The following is a 17,204-nucleotide window of genomic DNA, read 5'->3' on the forward strand; positions in this document are numbered from 1 at the left end:
GCGCGATGCCCCGGCCCCTCCCTCGCCGCGCAATGACCGTTGCCGGCCCGCCTGCTCTTCTAAGCTGCTGATGTTTATCCGCCCCTTGATTCGCCCTTTCGCAGAGTTCTTCCGCCGCGAAGCGGCGAGTGGTATCGTGCTCATGCTGAGTGCGGGGCTGGCCTTGCTGCTGGCCAATACCACCTGGGGCGTAGCCCGCTATTTCCCCGCCATCTGGGACCTGCACCTGCGCCTGGCCGTGGGGAGCCACGTGCTCGACCATACGCTGGTGGAATGGATAAACGACGGGCTGATGACGGTGTTTTTCCTGATTGTGGGCCTGGAAATCAAGCGCGAAGTGCTCGACGGCGAGTTGGCCTCCGTGCGGCAGGCGGCGCTGCCCGTTGCCGGGGCGCTGGGCGGGATGCTGGTGCCGGCGCTGCTGTTTGCCGCCTTCAACCGCGGCACCCCCACGGCCGGGGGCTGGGGCATTCCCATGGCCACCGACATTGCCTTCGCCCTGGCCGTGCTGCAGCTGCTGGGCCCGCGCGTGCCGCTGGGCCTGAAAGTTTTTCTGACCGCCCTGGCCATCGTCGATGATTTGGGGGCCGTGCTCGTCATTGCCGGCTTTTACACCCAGCAGCTGCACGGGTCCTACCTCGCCCTGGCACTGGGCACCTGGACCCTGCTGCTAGGGCTGAACGCGCGGCGGGTGCGCAGCCTGTGGGCCTACCTGCCGCTGGGGCTGGTGCTCTGGTATTTCGTGTTGGAATCGGGGGTGCACGCCACGTTGGCCGGGGTGCTGCTGGCCGGGGCTATTCCGCTGCGCATTCCGTTCTCGCGCACCGAGCTGCTGCGCCGCGTGGATGAGCGCCTGGCTCTGCTGCGCGCCCAAACACAGGCGCCGGCGGCCGACCCGCGCGTCATCAGCGAAGAACTGGAAGAATTGTACCTACGCAGCAGCTCACCGGCGCAGCGCCTGGAGCAGCAGCTGCACGCGGTGGTGAGCTTCGGCATCATCCCCCTGTTTGCCTTCGCCAACACCAGCCTGGTGATTGCGCCGGCCGCCGTGCGCGGGCTGCTCTCGCCGCTGGGGCTGGGCATTCTGGCCGGGCTGCTGCTGGGCAAGCCCCTGGGCGTGGGGGCGCTGAGCTGGCTCGCGGTGCGCCTGGGCTGGGCCGCGCTGCCGCCCGGCGTGCGTTGGCGACACCTGTGGGGCGCGGGCGTGCTGGCCGGCATCGGCTTTACCATGGCCATCTTCGTGGCCCTGCTGGCCCTGGGCGAGCAGTCGGTGGATACCGACACGGCTAAGCTGGCCGTGCTGGTGGCTTCGGGCATGGCGGGCCTGCTGGGCTATGGGCTGCTGCGCACAGTGCCTGCTTCACCCGAAGAGCAGGCCTCCTAAACGCGGGGCGTCCACCAGCAACAACGGCCACCCAGCTAGGGCTTGGTGGTGCGCTGCACAATCCAGGCCCGGATGGCTTCCAGCGCCTCGGGCGACATGGTGGGCCGGGGCTGGCCGTTCACCAGGGGCCAAGTGGCCGGGTCGCTCTGAAACAGGTAGTTCACGCCGGGCAGCTTGCGGCTGCTCAGGTTGGGGTTGGCGCGCAGGGCTTTGGTGAGCAGCGGCAGATTAGGCTCCGGGGCCACGTTCACGTCGGCCGCGCCGTGCAGCAGCAGCACCGGGCACCGCACCCGCGCCAGGCCGGGCAGCGGGTCGAAGCGCAGGTAGTCGCGGAAGCGCTTGGTGGTCATTTCCGCCGCCCCGGCCCGGGCCGAGATGGTGTCGGTGCCGCCGCTGGCCTGCAGCAGCAGGTTGGCCACGATGGTGCGGGCCTGCTCGGCGTTGGTCAGGTTCAGCACCATGTCCACCAGCAGCTGCTGCTGCTTGGTGGCGGCGGCGACCTGCGCCGCCTCCGCGCCCATGCTCTTGAGCAGATTGACCTGCTGTTCGACCAGCAGCGCGCTGCCGGGCTGGCCGTGGGCGGCCAGCCCTACCACGAAGCTGGGCGGCAGCGGCTGGGTGGCGCTGAGCAGCCCCACGTTGGCCCCCACTCCGTGCCCGACGACGCCGATGTGCTGCACGTTGATTTCCGGACGGGTGCGCAGGTAGCCGAGCGCGGCGTGCACGTCGGCGGTGGTTTGGGCCACGTCGGCCAGCGTGCCGCCGGTCTGGCCCGAGCCGCGGCTGTCGAAGCGCAGCACGGCAATGCCGCGCCGGGTGAGGTAGTCGCCGAGCTGGGCCAGCAGCGGGTAGTCGCCCACGGTGCCTTCCCGGTCGTAGCCGCCCTGGTCGGCCACGAGCACCACGGCCGCGAACGGCCCCTTGCCGGCCGGAATGGTGAGCATCCCCCCGAAGCGCAACGCGTCGGTGGGGCTCACGTAGCTGACTTCCTCTTCGCGGTAGGGCGGCGTGAGGCGGGTTTTGGGGGCCGTGACGGGTGCCATGGGCTGCACCAGCTCCAGGGTCATGGGCGCGGAGTAGCCCGGCTGCTGCCAGCGGCCGGCCAGCTGCCGGCCGCCGCTCAGCACCCGGCCGGCAAAGCGGGTGCTGAAGTCCTCCACTTCCAGCACGATGGAGTCGCCCAGCAGCTGCACGCGCACGGGCAGGCGGTCGAGCTTGCGCTGGGGCACGTCGAGCGTGGCATAGAAGCCGCCGCCGGTGAGGCTGACGAGGCGGAACACCACGTCCATCTGGGCCCCGGGCATCTGCAGGGGGCCTTTCCAGTAGCCGTCCAGGCCCGGCAGCGCAACCGGGGCCGCGGCCCGCGCGGGGCCGGGCAGCCAGCAGCCGAGCAGCACCAATACGAGTAACACAAGAGCGTAGCGCACAGCGGTAGGGAATAAAGGGTAGAGGCAGGCCAGCCGGCCAAAAAGAGGGGTAGAGGGCAGTGCCGGTTTGCCAAAGCCGGCCCCCCGCCCCGCCGGCTGGCGGCAGGGCGGGGAGCCGGCGGTAGGGTACCCGGCGCGGGCACAGCAGCCGCTACTGCGGCCACAGCACCTGGTGGTTCGCTACAAGCCCAGCGTGTAGGCGGCTTTCAGGTAGAAAAAGGCCCCGGCCGTGCCCATCTGCACGCTCTGGTAGGGGGCAATGTCGCGGTTGTAGGGGAAGGAGGGCGTCCGGTTGTAGGTGCGGCGGAAATAGGCCTCGAACTCGGCCGTGGTGGCGAAGCCTTGGGGCGGGCGGCCGTTGGCGGCGGCCTGGCGCAGGTTGTCGGGCAGCACGTTGAGCAGGTTGCTGGCCCCGCCGGTCAGCTGCAGGCCGGCCGTGGGCTTATACGTCAGCATCAGGTCGGTTACCACTTTGGGGCGGAACACGAGGTAGTAGCTGCCGAAGTCCCAGCCCTCGAAGTTGTTGTCGTAGTAGGCCACCTCGCCGAAGTAGGTGTTGCGCAGCTGGGCGCCCACTTTGCCGGTCTGGTACTCCACGCTCAGCAGCACCTTGGCCGCGGGGCTGCCGGTGGTCAGCAGCGAGAGCTGGCGCGGGTCCAGGTACTGCTGCTGGCGCTGGGTTAGGGGCAGGTCGGGGCGGTAGCTGGCGGGCACGGCCACGGCCCCGCGCTGGCGGGTCTGGTTGAGGTTGGCGGCGGCCGTCAGGCCCAGGTTGTGGCGGCCCGGCTCGGTGCGATAAGTAGCTACCAGGTCGAGGCCGCGGGTGCGGGTATTCAGCGAGTTGGTGTAGAACTGCGCGCCCACCATGTTCACGCTAGTCAGGGCCTGGTCGAAGGCCGCGCCCAGCCCGGCGCCGCGCCCGAACAGGTTGGACACCACAATCCGGTCGTCGATGTCAATCTGGTAGGCGTCGGCCGTGAAGGCCAGGCGGGCCGTGGGCGTCAGGGCCAGGCCCAGGTTGAGGTTGCGGGAGGTTTCGGCTTTCAGGTCGGCAATGCCGGCGGCGCGGGCGGCGGGGCCGGCGTTTTCCAGAATGCCCACGAAGAAGGTGCCGGCCGCGCTGGGAAACGGAATCAGCTGCCGGTAGCGGCTCTGCTGCAGGGCCGGGGCCCGGAAGCCGGTGTTGAAGCCCGCCCGCAGGGCCAGCTGCTCGAGCAGGGCCAGGCGCGTGGATACCTTATAGATGAAGGCCGAGCCGAAGTCGGAGTAGTTTTCTACCCGCAGCGAGGTGCCCACGGTCCACTTCTTGGTTACGTCGGCTTCCACGTCGAGGAAGGCGGCGGCGTTCTGGCGGCGGGCCTCCACGCTCAGCTGCGGCGAGTAGCCCAGGAAGCCCTGCGAGCCGGGCGTGGTGCCGGGCGCGCTCTGGCCGTAGTCGGTGTAGGCGGCGGGCTCGCCGGGCAGAATGGCGTAGGCGTCGGTGCGGTACTCGCCGCCCACGGCCACGTTGGTGCCGGCCAGCAGGTTGCTAAACAGGCGGCTCAGCGTGGCATTGCTTACGTTCTGGGTGAAGCCGAAGCCCCCGGCGTAGATGTCGGTGGGCGAGGTGGCCCCCATCGTGGGGTTCACCGAGTTGGTCACGTCAAAATACATCCGGTTCAGGCCGAACGTATGGCTCACATCCAGGCTCCACGCGCCCAGCTGGCGCACCGCGCCCAGCGTGGCGTGGGCGTCGTGGATGCGGGAGTTGCCCAGCGGCTGGTAGCCCAGCTGGTAGCCGGGCCGGTTCACTACCTCGCGCGGGTTGACGGAGGGCAGCACCCAGGTGGAGGCCGACTGGCCGCGCCGGTGGGCGTAGCCGCCGAAGGCGTAGAGGCGGGTGCGCTCATTAAGCTGCCGGCCCGCGTTGAACATGCCGCGCAGATTCAGCATCCGGGCCTCGCCGTTGCGCTGCTCGTAGTCGGCGTAGGTGCGGTTGTTGGCCCGCAGGAACGAGTCTTCCCGGGCCTGAATGAACGAGTACACCGGCTGGGTGGCTCCGTCGCGGGCGTAGCCGCGACTGGTGTAGCCACGGTAGTCGGCGTCGGCCGTCAGGTTCAGGAAGCCTTTCTCGCCCAGCTTCAGGCCCTTGTTCACCGAGAGCAGCGTGGCCAGCCCGTCGCCGCGCGAGGTGAGGCCGGTTTTGAGCAGCACGTTGCCGCCCTGGTTGTCGGCCTTGAGCTGAAAGTTCATCACGCCGGCAATGGCGTCGGAGCCGTACTGGGCGGCGGCACCGTCGCGCAGCACTTCCACCCGGTCCAGGGCGTTGGCCGACAGCGCGTTCAAGTCGGTGCCCACCGAGCCCACGCCGCGGTTGCCAATCAGGTTAATCAGGCCCGTGGTGTGCACGCGCTTGCCGTTGAGCAGCACCAGGGTCTGGTCGGGGGCCAGGCCGCGCAAGGAGCTGACGTCCACGTGGTCGGTGCCGTAGGTGAGGGTCTGGCGGGTGGAGTTGAACGAGGGCACCAGGTAGTTGAGCAGATCCGTCACGTCGGACTGCGGCACCACGGGCAGCACCTGGCGCATATCCACTACGTCCACCGGGGCCACGGCGTCGAGCTGGGTGCGGTCGGCGCGGCGCGTACCGGCCGCTACCGTGGCCACGCTCAGCGCCACCTCGTACTGACTGGGCTTGTCGGGCAGCAGAAACACGTTGGTGAGCAGGCGCGGGCGGTAGCCGGGCTGGGCCAGCTGCACCAGGTAGGGCCCGCCGGCCAGCAGGGCGTTCATCGAGAACTGGCCCGTGGCATCGGTGGTGGTGGTGCGGCGGGTGCCGGTGGGCAGGTGCACCACCGTCACGGTGGCGCCGGCCAGGGCCTCGCCGGCGTCGGTGCGCAGCGTGCCCCGGATTTCGGGGCTGGCAGCCGGGGCCTGGCCGGTGGCGGGGGCCTGCGCCAGGGCGGCAGAAACGGGCAATGCCAGGCTAAGGCCGGCGGCCAGCAAAGAGCGGGTAAACGGTGTACGCATTCGGTCTAGAATAGCAGGTGTGTGCAAAAAAAGCGGAGCAAGGGCCCAACGGTCAGCGCGGGGCGGGGCAAGCAAGCCACCCGGTAGCGGGTGAAAACATTGTAACTATCATATTATACAATTGAACTATGGCGTGAGTCTTCAAGCCAACAAGCCCAACCAATTCCGCGCCGGGCAGCCTCAACAACGCGCAGGTGGCGGAATAAGCGAGCTATTGGCTCACCTATTCCACCACCTGCACGTGCAGCAGCGTTGCTGCCTACGCGACGACAAAGGTACTTTCCAAATATGAAAAAGTGAACCTTTATTTTTGGGTCAGCCTAGCTAACCACCAATAAGCGGCCGTTGCTCACCCGTTGGCAGCGTGGCCGTTAGCGCGTAATGCCGGCTCTGCTGCCGGAGGCGCATCGCCGTCCCAGTTCATCCCAATATGGGAATAAGCCCTTAGTGCGGCAGCCTTTCGCGCAGGGCGCTGTAGGTCCAGGTGCCGGCCAGGGCGGCCAGAATCAGCACGGCCGCGCCGGCCACGCCGCTGCCCAGCTGCGCGAACATGGGGCCGGGGCAGGCGCCGGTCAGGGCCCAGCCCAGTCCGAACAGAAGGCCCCCAATCCAGACGCCGTGGTTGTATTTCTTGTCAGCGATGGTAATTTCCTCGCCGTTGAGGGTTTTGAGCCGGTTGCGCTTGATGAGCTGGATGGACACCAGGCCCACCAGAATGGCCGAGCCGATGACGCCGTACATGTGGAAGCTCTGGAAGCGGAACATCTCCTGGATGCGCCACCAGCTCACCACTTCGCTTTTCGTGAGGATAATGCCGAACACTACGCCCAGCACCAGGTATTTGAGGTATTTGAGGTATTTCATAAGAGTCATTTAAAACAGCAGCGGGTAAATCACCCAGGTCATCAGCAGGCCGCCGGCAAAGAAGCCGATGACGGCCACCAGCGACACCCACTGCAGATTGGAGAGGCCCGAAATGGCGTGGCCCGAGGTGCAGCCGCCCGCGTAGCGCGTGCCGAAGCCCACCAAGAAGCCGCCCAGCACCAGGAACACCCAGCCTTTCCAGTTGGCTAGGTTATCGAGGGCGAACAGCTCTTTGGGCAGTAGGCCGGTAAAGTCGGTCAGGTGCATCTGCGTCTTTAGGTCGCGCACGGTGGCGGCTGAGATGCCGATAACATCGGGGTGGCCGAGCACCCGGTAGCCGATGAAGCCGCCCAGCGTAATGCCGAGCACGAACACCAGGTTCCAGAGTTCGGCCCGCCAGTTGTAGGTCAGGAAGGGAATGCCGGCCGGCACGCAGGCGGCGCACACGTGGCGTAGCGAGGAGCTGATTCCCAGGGCCTTGTTGCCGATGAGCAGCAGGGCGGGCACGGTCAGACCAATCAACGGGCCGGCCACGTACCAGGGCCAGGGTTGTTGCAAAAAGTCAAGCATAAACACAAAAAAGAGGGTTAGGAAGCGAGGGGTTCGTCTAGCCGGCGAAAGGCGCAGAACACGAAGGGTTGGTTGGTGTCGAAGGGGGTGGTGTGCACCGCCGACTGACAGCGCAGCCGGGCAAAGCCCGCGGGCATCTGCGCCGTCAGCGAGGCTTCGTTGTACTGGCGCACCGGCAGCCCGCTGCATCGGCCGGGGCCATCGAGGGCAAAGGCGCCTAGCACCAGGTACCCGCCCGGCAGCAAGGCCTGGCGGGCAGTTTCGAGGTAGCGGCCCACCTCCGCCGGGTTGATGAGGAAGTGGAAAGCGGCCCGGTCGTGCCACAGGGCGTAGCGCCGGTCGGGCTCCACCGTGCGGATGTCGGCCTCCAGCCAGTGAACGGCCTGGCCGGCGGCGCCCAGCCGCTGCCGGACATTGGCCAGGGCCCGGCCGGAAATATCCAGCACGGTCAGGTCCTGGTAGCCGTCGGCCAGCAGGAAGTCCACCAAGCGGCTGTCGCCCCCGCCCACGTCCAGGATGGGGGCGTGGCGGGGCAGAGCCAGGGCTTGAATGAACGCCAACGACGTAGCGGGCACGGGCTGCGTCCAGCTCATTTCGTGGGGCTGCTTGGCCGCGTACAGCGCCTCCCAGTGCTGCCGCGAATCGGGTGATACATTCATAGAACAAGTGAAAAAGCCGGGGTGAAAAGCCTTAGCGCGTCAGCGGCCCCGGCCAGTCGAGCACCCCGCCGAGCAGGTTGCTGACCTGCCCGAAGCCGGCGGCGGCCAGCTGCCCGGCGGCGTTGGCCGAGCGGGCCCCGCTGCGGCAGTACACGAAGGTGGGCCGGGTCTGGTAAAGGGCGGTGATGCGCCGGCCGAAGTCAGGCGCCGTAACGTCGATATTTATTGCGCCGGGCAGGTGGCCGCCGGCAAACTCGTCGGGCCGGCGCACGTCCACGAGCACCGCGCCGGGCTGGCGCAGGCCCTCGGCAAACTGCGCGGGCGTGAGGTTCTGGAAAGCAGGAGCGGAAGATTTACGGAAGCCGAACATGGCGGAGGTTGAGTGAATGGCAAGAAAAACAGCCCGTTGTGCTTCTGCTGCGCTCAGCAGGGCGTGCTGGCGGGGATTCTTCTTTACCGGGTAATGGGTTGGGAGTTAGTAGGTCGCCGAAGCGGACTGAAAGGATTTCACGGCCTCGCTCAAATCCAGCACTTCGGTGCCGGGCAGCGCGTCGGCCACGATGCTGGCGCCGGCCGCCGAGCGGTAGCCGCCCGCGCAGTGCACCACCACCGGCTTACCGGTGGGAATCTCACTGGCCCGCTCACGCAACTCGGGCAGGGGAATGTTGATAGAACCATCGAAAATGGGCTCCTCGCGGTGCTCGGTGGCGTTGCGAATGTCCACGATGGTGTAGTTCTCCGGGTGCTCCCGGAACTGCGCCACGTCCAGCACGGGCATGGTGGCTTCGGTGGCGGGCGTGCCCACCAGCGCGCCCTTAATCAGGGGCTCGTAGCCGATTTTGGTGGTTTTCTGAATCAGGTCTTCCCGCGTGGCTTCGTCGGCCGCCAGCAGATAGAACGACTCTTCCGGCCCCACGATGGAGCCCAGCCAGGTTTCAAATTTGCCGCCCTGCTGGATGTTGATAGCGCCTGCTGCGTGGCCTTTTTTGAACTCCGCTTCGGGGCGCGTGTCGATGACCACCACGCCGGCTGACAGCGCCGTGCCGGGAGCCAGGCGCGGCACCTGCCGCACGCTGGGCGCGTAGGCGGGCGCGCCGGCCTTGTTGAGGGTCACGTCGTAGCCGAAGTATTTGGGAATGAACGGCTGGTCGGCCAGCAGCTCTTGCACAAAGTCTGCCTCGCTCAGCTCGCGCAGCATCGGGTTGCCGAACTTTTCAGCGACGATGGTGCTGAGACTGGCCCCACTCAGGGCCTTGCCGCAGAGCGAGCCCGCGCCGTGGGCGGGGTACACCACCACGGTGTCTTCGAGCTTCATCAGCTTGTCGCGCAGCGAGTGGTACAGCTGCTTGGCCAGCTCTTCGCGCTTGGCCGTCATATTGCCGGCACTCTCGCGCAGGTCGGGCCGGCCCACGTCCCCGATAAAGAGCGTGTCGCCGGTGAATACCGCTTCATCATAGCCCTCGCGGCGGAGTACGATGCTGATGGAATCGGGCGAGTGGCCGGGGGTGTTCAGGGCCCGGAACGTGAGCTTGCCCACCGTAAAGTCCTGGCCCTCGTCAAACGCTTCGTGGGGGTAATCGGCCCCCAGCAGCTTGCTTACGCGGATGACGGCGCCGGTGGTCTGAGCAATTTCCAGGTGGCTGCTCACGAAGTCAGCGTGGGGGTGGGTTTCGATGACAGCCACGATTTTCGCGTCGTTGGCCTGGGCGTAGTCGTAGTATTGTTGCGGGTTGCGGGCGGGGTCGATGAGCACGATTTCGCGGGCGCACTCGCTGAGAATGGCGTAGGAGAAATGGGCCAGGCCCTTGTCTTCAAACTGTTCGATTTTCATGGTCGAAACGAAAAAAACGGGTGAGAGAAAGCGAAATGGGAGTGGTTAGCTGTGCTGAAACAGCAGCTCTTTGAGGAGAATAAACGTGCCCATGGCCAGCGTGAACCAGCCGAACGCGGGCTTTAATTTGGCCCCCGGAATGAAGCGAGCCAGGTAGGTGCCCAGCACGATGCCGCCGAGGGCAAAGGCCAGGAAGCCCGCCAGAAACGACCAGGCAATGGGCGTGCCCGCGCTCAGGTCGCCGGTGAAGCCAATCAGCGAGTTCAGGGCAATGATGGCCAGGGAAGTACCCACGGCCAACTTCATAGGCAGGCGGGCGCCCAGTACCAGCGCCGGAATAATCAGGAAGCCCCCGCCCGCCCCCACGAAGCCCGTGAGCGTGCCCACCACCAAGCCGATGCCCAGCACGAGCGGGTAGTTGAAGGCGTGTTTGGCGGGCAATTCCTCGTCCAGCACCTGTTCAGCTTGCTTGCTGCGAATCATCGACACAGCGGCCACCACCATCAGCACGGCAAAGGCCACCAGCACCAGCAAGTCTTTAGTAAAGACGATGCTGCCCAGGGTAAACAACTCGTGCGGGATGGCGGGCATGAGCACCTTGCGCACGGCAAACACGGCCAGCAGCGAGGGAATCAGAAAGACCAGGGCCGTTTTCAGCGACATCAGACCCTTGCGGAAGTAGCCCCACGCGCCCACCACCGACGTGCTGCCCACCACAAACAGCGAGTAGGCCGTGCTCAGCACCGGGCTCACGCCCATCAGGTACACCAGCACCGGCACGGTGAGGATGGAGCCGCCCCCGCCCATAATGCCCAGGGAGAGACCAATGAAGATGGCGGCGAAGTAGCCGAAGTAAGGAAGCATGCGGGGGTAACGTATGTAATTATGAAAGGTTGTTCATGTATTACGGCAAAAAAAAGCCGCGCTGGCTTACAAAAAGGTGCAGGTGGCCAGGCACTGAATCACGTCGATGACTTCGCGCATTTTCAGCGAGTAGTAGATGTTTTTGCCGTCGCGGGTGCTGCTGAGGATGCCCTTCAGCTTCATGCCCGTCAGGTGGTGCGACAGCAGGCTCTGCTCCACACCCAGCTGCTCGCTGATGTCCGATACCGCCAGGCTGCCCTGACTGGCCAGCAGCTGCACCACGGCAATGCGCGTGGGGTGGGCCGTGGTCTTGAGGATAAAGGCCACCTTCTCCATCTTCTCGGTGGTCAGGTTCAGGTCAACGGCCGGCGCAGGGAGGGGAGTGCTCATGGGATGGGGCAAATGTATGAAACAATCTTCATGTGTCAAATACACGGCGCTAACCCGTCCAGTGGCGAGTTGGTTCCGCGCGGCGAAAAAGGCTGGCTGCCGGCCCGGCGACTGGCCGCCCGGCCCGCCGTTTCGCGGCAACTTGCGTACGTACCGTGTTCATCCTTCTTTCCACCTTATTTCCTCTCTGCTATGCGACACCTGGAGCAACACCGCACGCACCGCATCGGCTGGCTCCGGGCCGCCGTGCTGGGGGCCAACGACGGCATCATCTCCACGGCCAGCCTGGTGGTGGGCGTGGCCGCTTCCAGCGCTTCGCGCGAAAGCGTGCTGGTGGCCGGCGTGGCCGGCCTGGTGGCCGGGGCCATGTCGATGGCCACGGGCGAGTACGTGTCCGTCAGCTCGCAGGCCGATACGGAAGCGGCCGACCTGGCCCGGGAGCGGCAGGAACTGAAAAACAACCCGCAGGGGGAGCACCAAGAGCTGGCCGCCATCTACGTCGAGCGGGGCCTGGAACCGAAGCTGGCCGCGCAGGTGGCCGAGCAGCTGATGGCCCGCGACGCGCTGGGCGCCCACGCCCGCGAGGAGCTGGGCATCTCCGAACTCCTCTCGGCCAACCCGGTGCAGGCCGCGCTGGCCTCGGCCGGCACGTTCACGGTGGGCGCGGCGCTGCCGCTGCTGGTGATTCTGGTGGCCCCGGCCGCCACGCTGGCCTGGTCCGTGTCGATTACGTCGCTGCTGTTTCTGGCCGCGCTGGGCGGGCTGGCGGCCTACGTGGGTGGCTCCGGCGTGGGGAAAGCCGCCGCGCGCGTCACGTTCTGGGGCGTGCTGGCCATGGCCCTCACGGCGGTTGTCGGGCGGCTGTTTCAGGTAACGCCCTGATGAAAGACGCGCGGCCGGTTATGGTGGGGCGGCCGGCGCGGCGGGAGAACCGGGCTTGGCCCTACTCCTACCGCCCGGACCGGACCGGGAAGCCCCGGGCGGGCCTACTCTGCCGGTTGGCACTGCCCGGAGCGGGCAACCCGCGGGGCAGTGGCCGGACTGCGGGGCAATACGGCGGCCGACGGTGCGGGCCGGGAAAGTACCGGGGGCGCGGACGGAGCCGGGGGCGTGCGCCAGCGGGCCACCTCGTGGGCGGTGTAGCGCCGCCATACCCCTTGCCGGAAGCAGGCCAGGCAGCACGCCAACAACAAGAATAAAACGTATACTCCCATAGCGAATACCTTGCAGGACAGCCAGTAGCAGCCGGCGGCTATACCCCATCGGCCGCCGAAAAGTTCGGTAGTTGGCGCGAAAAATTCTCGTTGTTGCTGGGTGGCCCAGCAACAACGAGCAGCGGTGCCCACCGGCCGCGGAGGCAGCCGGGGTAATAGGTTACTCTTATCCTGTATCCGATGACAGGCCTGGAACTTGCACTAAGTGGACTGCTACTCGTCGTCAGCGGCGTAGCCGTCGGGCTGCAGCGGCGCTACCGCGCGCTGCGGCGCCGGCACCGACGGCTGCAGCAGCTGCACGCGCAGGCCGAGCAGCAGTTGCGCACGCTGTGGGCGGGCAACGACCAGTAGCCCGGCGCGGCCGGGGCGCTTGCCGCGAGCCAGGGCGACGGCCGCCCACCCCTATCCGGCGGCGGGTTCCCCCGCGGCCAGCGGCAACTGAATCGTGAACGTGCTGCCTTGCCCCGGCTGGCTGCGCACGGTGATGGTGCCGCCGGCGTTGTCCACGATTTTCTTGACCGTGTACAGCCCCACGCCGGAGCCTTCCACGTGCGAATGCAGGCGCCGGAACAACCCGAAGAGCTGGGCCTGCTGCTCTTCCGTCAGGCCCAGCCCGTTGTCGGTGACGGCCAGGAACACGGCGCGGGGCGTGCAGTGGGCGCGCAGCTGCACCACGGGATGCCGGGCGGGGTCGGCGTACTTAACGGCGTTGCTGAGCAGGTTGTAGACGATGCTGCGTAGGTGGCGGGGGGTGAAGGAAACGGTCGGGCAGGCCGCCACGTCGACCTGCACCTGGGCGCGGGCGGCGGTCAGGGCCGGCCCCAGGTCCAGGCACACGGCCTCGACGAGGGCGGTCAGGTCCACGGTTTCGGGGGCCTCGTCCGGCGCCTGCTGCAGGCGGGTGAGGTCGGTGAGCTGGGCGATGGTGAGCTGAAAGCGCTCCACGGCCCCCTGCATCATGTCCAGCAGCTGGGGCACCAGGGCCTGGGCGGGGCCGTCCTCGGCCAGGTGCTGGCGCAGGGCCAGCAGCAGGCCCTCGATGTTGGTGATGGGGGACTTCAGGTCGTGCGAGGCCGTGTAGATGAAGTTGTCCAGGTCCCGGTTGGTGCGCGTGAGCTGCGCGTTGGCGGCGGTGAGCTGGTGGGCCACGTCCTGGAAGCCCTGCTCGGCCTGCTTCTGCTCGTGGATGTCGATGGCGGCCCCCACCCACTGCAGCACGTTGCCGGCCGTGCCCAGCACGGGCACGGCCCGGTCCAGGTGCCAGCGATACTGGCCGGTGGCGGCCACGCGCAGGCGCAGCTCGGCCTGAAAGGGCTGCCCGCCGGCCACGGCCGCCAGCCAGGCCTGCAGGAAGGGCTGCTGGTCGTCGGGGTGCACGTACTGCTGCCAGCCCAGGCCCTGGCCGTTGGCGGCGGTGGTAAACCGCTCCCAGTGCGGACTCAGGTAGGTGGTCTGGCCCTGGGCGTCGGCTTCCCACACCACCATGGGCGTGGTTTCGGCCAGGTGGCGGAAGCGGGCTTCGCTGCGCTCGGCGCGCTGCTGGGCCTGCACCTGGGCCGTCACCTCGAAGGCAAAGACCAGCACGCCGTCGACCTGCCCGTGCTCGTCGTGGCGGGCCTGCTGGATGTAGTTGAAGTAGCGCTCCTCCAGCGGGCCGCCCGCGGTGCGGGCCACCGGGATGCACATGCCCAGCTCCTGGTGCGTGCGGCCCGTTTCGTAGACCTGGCGAAACGTGTGGTGGACGGGGTGGCCGGCAATTTCGGGGAAGGCCCGCAGCAGCGGCTGACCCGCCAGCGGGCGGTCGGGAAACAGCGCCTGGTAGCCGGGGTTCACCAGCTCGTAGACCAGGTCGGGGCCGCTGAGGATGGCCACGGCGGCCGGGGCCTGCTCAAAGAAGCGGTGCAGGCGCTGGCGCTGCAACTCACGCTCCTGGGCCTGGGCCTGGGCGGCGGCCAGCACCTGGGCCTGCAGGGCCTCGTTCTGGCGGCGCGCCCGCACCTGCTCGGTTACGTCCACGCTGAATACCAGCGTGCCCGTGACCTGCCCCGCCCCGTCGGTGAGCGGCTGGCAGAGCACGTCCGCGAAGCGCGGCACCCGCTGCCCGGTGGCGGGGTCGTGCAGGGCCAGGGCCAGCTCCGCCTCCGCGAAGGGCCGGCCTGTGCGGTACACCTCGTCGAGGCGGGCCACGAAGCCCTGCGCCGCCAGCTCGGGGCAGCAGGCGGCCAGGGGGACGTTTTCGGCGGCCCGCTGGCCGGTCCAGGCCCGGTAGGCGTCATTACTGAACACGTGCCGGTGCTCGGGGCCGGCCAGCGCGGCCAGGCTGGCGGGCACCTGGCCCAGCAGCTGGTGCAGCAGCTGGTGCTGCTGCTCGGCCCGGGCCAGGGCGGCCGCCAGCTGGGCGGTGCGCTCGGCCACGCGCGCTTCCAGCTCCTGGTTGAGCTGCTGCAGCTGCTGGCGGGCCCGCACCTGCTCGGTCACGTCGTAGGAAAAGTCCAGCACCCCGCGCACCTGCCCCTCGGGGCCGCGCAGGGGCAGGAAGAAGGCGTTGAAGTACACCTGCTCCGGCTGGCCGGCGCGCGCGAAGTCCACCTGAAACGGCAGCTCCGTGCCCACGAACGGCTCGCCCGTGCGGTACACCCCGTCGAGCACGTCAAGAATGCCCTGGCCGACGAGTTCGGGCCAGGCTTCGCGGATGGGCTGGCCCAGCAGGTCGCGCCCCGGGGCCAGGCGCTGGTAGTAGGGGTTGACGAGGGTGAACACCTGGTCGGGGCCTTCGTGCACGGCCACGTGGGCGGGCAGCTGCATGAGCAGCTCGTAAAAGCGCTGGCGCTGCATTTCCGCTTCGGCGCGGGCGGCCTCGGCCGCCGCCTGGCTGTCGAGCAGGCGGGCGTGGGCCTGCACGTCGGCCGTCACGTCCTGGGCCACGTGCAGAAGGTGCGCCACCCGGCCCTGGGCGTCGAGCACCGGGGAATTGCGCGGCTGCCAGTGCCGCTCAACGAACTGGCCGGGGCGGGCGGGGTCGGGCACGTCGTAGCGCTGCGGGGCCATCTGGTGGGGCTGGCCGGTGGCCAGCACTTGTTGGAGCGAGGCCAGCAAGTTGCGCGGCCCCTGGGCCTGGGGCGTCTGCGGGTTGTCGGGGAAAGCGGCGAAGATGGTCTGGCCCACCAGCTGCTCGCGGCGGGTAAGCGTGGCGGCCAGGTAGGCGTCGCTGACGGCCTCAATCACGAAAGCCGGGGAGAGCAGCAGGCAGGGCTGGGGCAGGGCCGCCAGCAGCAGCTCCACGTCGGGACTAAGGGACATAGTGGTGCGCAGGTAGAACGGTGGCCAGGCCGAAGGTAGGGCTTTGGCGGCTGGGTTGCTACCCTGCTCAGATGGCGAAAGGCAAGCAGGTACGCACCGGCCGCAAGCGTCCCGCGCCGCGCCGCTCAGCAGGGCTAACGGGAATTTCTGTTCTTACTCTTGCGCTACCCCGTATACACGCCTTAATTAGCGAAGCGTAAGGGAATCGAGCGTTACAGATTCGCAAAGCTGTTTCGGCATCAGGCATGCACGGATATAAAACTTATGCGGGTCATCCAGATTACTCGTTTTCAGCGCAATGTGAAGTACATTATCCGTGCGGCTAAAGATGCGGCGGAAGTAATGATCCTCCGCATCGGCAAGTACCCAAGAATAGGTATCAAAGTGGCCTAGTTTTGAGTTAGACGCAATGGCCATTACGAGCTGCGTGCGCGGTGTGCTGGTCAACGTGTCAAGGGCAAAACCATGAGTGTAATCCGGTTCGCTAAAAAGCCCGCCCCCTTGGGGCTCCCATTTCCGTTCTAGCCAGGCCTCCTTGATCTGAACATCGATTGAATCGCCCAACCGAATTTGCTTACTGCTGCAGGTTAGTTGGCGGATGAATACGTTGCGGAGCCGCCGCGAAAATGCAGAAGAAGGGCTGATAGGATAGGTCGGAACTACCTCGACCGTTTCACTAGCGACTGTGGGCACCGAATGATTGACCTCAGCCTGTGGTGAACTATCAACGTTACATCCTGTGAGGACGGAAAGGAATACTATCGGCGACAGGGTAAGAAGTAGTCTAAGCATCAGGGAAGAAAGGTACTACCAACGGCTCGGCTATTCAAGCGGTGGCCCCAGGTCCCAGGCCGCTGATTCAATTCGCTCGCGCAGGTAATGCACCTCGCTGGCCAGGTCGCGGATATCTTCTGGCAGAACCTTATCACCGAGCAATAATTCTACCTCAGCGCTGAGCATATGCAGGCAGGACGCATGGTAGGCAAGTTGCTGTCGAATTTGGGTAAGTCGCTGTTGAGTCGGCCGTGTGTTTTCTCCTTTGATTTCGGATAAAACCTGCCTTGTGGTAAACTGAAGCGTGGCCACGTTCTCCTCATCCTCCTCCAACTCCAGCAGCATAAAGCCGGCGGCGAGGGCGGCACGTTCCGCAGCCTGGAAAGTCTCTTGCCCAAAGTTTCGGCTGATAGTAATTCGCTGTTCCTGGCGGTCCTGCAGCAAGTGTGGTAGGATTACATCGCGCAGAGCGTTGCTTAGGTAGTGCTGGCCGCGATGCGGCGGCGGCACGAATACGTGCAGATCTGCGAATCCGTGGTCGAGCACTATGCCGACGTACTGTTGCCCGTTGCGAATTAAGTACGCTTTGTTGCCATGCTGCATGGAATCAGACTCGTCGGGTCGTGGCATAGCCAGCCAAACCCGCGCCCAGCTAACGCTTTTCGTCAACGGCCGCTGGATGATGATTTCAGGGCCTTCTGCACCATTGGCCCGGTCAAGTAGGCGACTCAGGCTTTCGTTTGTCATGGTCATGGTATCCTATAGTAAGACTCGGCACCCTGTTGGCGTTGCGGGGCGTATTGCACTTTTCCCGCTTCCCAGGCCGTCCAATCTTCAGGACTTAGCACTAACTGTACAAAGGCATCATATACTACATCGTGTCTCTCCAACGTATGTAGGCAGGTGTAACACCGGTGCATT

At 66.5% G+C, this 17,204-nt stretch carries 16 protein-coding genes; 4 read left to right on the forward strand and 12 right to left on the reverse strand.

Features of this window, described 5'->3' with window-relative positions; genetic code table 11:
• Positions 1-70 precede the first annotated feature (70 nt).
• Complete coding sequence (gene nhaA / locus CHB83_RS18785) at positions 71-1,384, forward strand: Na+/H+ antiporter NhaA (protein ID WP_089333742.1); 1,314 nt, start codon at positions 71-73, stop codon at positions 1,382-1,384.
• Between the two features lie 35 nt (positions 1,385-1,419).
• Here nhaA and CHB83_RS18790 read toward each other — a convergent pair whose 3' ends face one another.
• From CHB83_RS18790 to CHB83_RS18830, 9 genes are all read right to left on the reverse strand, one after another.
• A complete protein-coding gene (locus tag CHB83_RS18790; RefSeq protein WP_089333743.1) occupies positions 1,420-2,811 on the reverse strand; it encodes an alpha/beta hydrolase family protein in 1,392 nt (463 codons plus the stop codon).
• Between the two features lie 180 nt (positions 2,812-2,991).
• Complete coding sequence (locus CHB83_RS18795; RefSeq protein ID WP_089333744.1) at positions 2,992-5,817, reverse strand: TonB-dependent receptor; 2,826 nt, start codon at positions 5,815-5,817, stop codon at positions 2,992-2,994.
• Between the two features lie 444 nt (positions 5,818-6,261).
• Complete coding sequence (locus tag CHB83_RS18800) at positions 6,262-6,690, reverse strand: DUF6691 family protein (RefSeq protein WP_089333745.1); 429 nt, start codon at positions 6,688-6,690, stop codon at positions 6,262-6,264.
• Positions 6,691-7,251 (reverse strand): YeeE/YedE family protein, encoded by a 561-nt coding sequence (locus CHB83_RS18805; protein ID WP_089333746.1) that lies wholly within the window; start codon positions 7,249-7,251, stop codon positions 6,691-6,693.
• Positions 7,252-7,268: 17 nt separating this feature from the next.
• Complete coding sequence (locus tag CHB83_RS18810; RefSeq protein ID WP_089333747.1) at positions 7,269-7,910, reverse strand: class I SAM-dependent methyltransferase; 642 nt, start codon at positions 7,908-7,910, stop codon at positions 7,269-7,271.
• 31 nt (positions 7,911-7,941) lie between these two features.
• Positions 7,942-8,280, reverse strand: a complete 339-nt coding sequence (locus CHB83_RS18815; RefSeq protein ID WP_089333748.1) for a rhodanese-like domain-containing protein — start codon at positions 8,278-8,280, stop codon at positions 7,942-7,944.
• 105 nt (positions 8,281-8,385) lie between these two features.
• Positions 8,386-9,741 (reverse strand): MBL fold metallo-hydrolase, encoded by a 1,356-nt coding sequence (locus CHB83_RS18820; protein ID WP_089333749.1) that lies wholly within the window; start codon positions 9,739-9,741, stop codon positions 8,386-8,388.
• A 45-nt stretch (positions 9,742-9,786) separates the two neighbouring features.
• Complete coding sequence (locus CHB83_RS18825; protein WP_089333750.1) at positions 9,787-10,605, reverse strand: sulfite exporter TauE/SafE family protein; 819 nt, start codon at positions 10,603-10,605, stop codon at positions 9,787-9,789.
• A 66-nt stretch (positions 10,606-10,671) separates the two neighbouring features.
• Entirely contained in the window at positions 10,672-10,995 is a 324-nt protein-coding gene (locus tag CHB83_RS18830; protein WP_245855387.1) for an ArsR/SmtB family transcription factor, read from the reverse strand.
• A gap of 192 nt (positions 10,996-11,187) precedes the next feature.
• On the opposite strand from CHB83_RS18830, the gene CHB83_RS18835 reads away from it, so the two are divergent.
• The 3 genes from CHB83_RS18835 to CHB83_RS23885 all read left to right on the forward strand — a co-directional run bounded on the left by CHB83_RS18835 (position 11,188) and on the right by CHB83_RS23885 (position 12,560).
• Positions 11,188-11,877, forward strand: coding sequence for a VIT1/CCC1 transporter family protein (locus CHB83_RS18835; protein WP_089333751.1), 690 nt, complete (start codon positions 11,188-11,190; stop codon positions 11,875-11,877).
• The gene (locus tag CHB83_RS23610) at positions 11,877-12,194 is read left to right on the forward strand and encodes a hypothetical protein (RefSeq protein WP_143437193.1); all 318 of its coding nucleotides are present in this window, start codon (positions 11,877-11,879) and stop codon (positions 12,192-12,194) included. The genes CHB83_RS18835 and CHB83_RS23610 overlap by 1 nt, the downstream gene beginning before the upstream one ends.
• Positions 12,195-12,389: 195 nt before the next feature.
• A complete protein-coding gene (locus CHB83_RS23885; RefSeq protein WP_179225565.1) occupies positions 12,390-12,560 on the forward strand; it encodes a hypothetical protein in 171 nt (56 codons plus the stop codon).
• 51 nt (positions 12,561-12,611) lie between these two features.
• Here the strand turns inward: CHB83_RS23885 and CHB83_RS18840 are convergent, their stop codons facing one another.
• The 3 genes from CHB83_RS18840 to CHB83_RS18850 form a co-directional block, all read right to left on the reverse strand.
• Complete coding sequence (locus tag CHB83_RS18840) at positions 12,612-15,509, reverse strand: PAS domain-containing protein (protein ID WP_089333752.1); 2,898 nt, start codon at positions 15,507-15,509, stop codon at positions 12,612-12,614.
• A 186-nt stretch (positions 15,510-15,695) separates the two neighbouring features.
• Positions 15,696-16,301, reverse strand: coding sequence for a hypothetical protein (locus CHB83_RS18845; protein ID WP_089333753.1), 606 nt, complete (start codon positions 16,299-16,301; stop codon positions 15,696-15,698).
• Positions 16,302-16,331: 30 nt separating this feature from the next.
• The gene (locus CHB83_RS18850; protein ID WP_089333754.1) at positions 16,332-17,036 is read right to left on the reverse strand and encodes a hypothetical protein; all 705 of its coding nucleotides are present in this window, start codon (positions 17,034-17,036) and stop codon (positions 16,332-16,334) included.
• Positions 17,037-17,204 lie beyond the last annotated feature (168 nt).

The sequence above is a fragment of the Hymenobacter mucosus genome (assembly GCF_900188255.1).
In the GTDB taxonomy this organism is placed as follows: Bacteria; Bacteroidota; Bacteroidia; order Cytophagales; family Hymenobacteraceae; genus Hymenobacter; species Hymenobacter mucosus.